The organism is Cupriavidus sp. 01L46 (genome assembly GCF_056399905.1).
Window position 1 is genome coordinate 1 of record NZ_JBFTSF010000728.1, and the last position, 441, is coordinate 441.

Genomic DNA, 441 nt, shown 5'->3' on the forward strand with positions numbered 1-441 from the left:
GTGGTGGACTTCAGCGATCCGGTCTATGCATACGGCGAAGGCCTGATCGTCAAGGGCGACGACAACAAGCCCTATGCCTCGCTGGACGAACTCAAGGGCGAGGTCGTGGGGGCGCAGGTGGGCACGGTCTTTCTCGACATGCTCAACAAGAAGGGCATCTTCAAGGAGGTGCGCAGCTACGACTCGGTGGCGGACATGACGCGCGACCTGACGCTGGGCCGCATCAAGGCTGGCCTGGGCGACCAGCCCATCATCGCCTACCAGATTCGCCACAATGCCTTCCCGGGCGTGAAGCTGGCCGCCAGCTACAAGCCGGTCAATGTCGGCGAGGTTTGCCTGGTCGTGCGCAAGGGCGACACCGAGACGCTGGCCCGCATCAACAAGGCCATCGCCAAGATCAAGGCCGATGGCACGCTGGCCGGCATCATCCAGAAATGGAAC

At 62.8% G+C, this 441-nt stretch carries 1 protein-coding gene; it reads left to right on the plus strand.

Annotated elements, in window-relative coordinates; translation table 11 throughout:
- The coding region (locus AC1DS3_RS39530) for an ABC transporter substrate-binding protein (protein ID WP_477129487.1) at positions 1-441 on the plus strand (441 nt) is incomplete at both ends.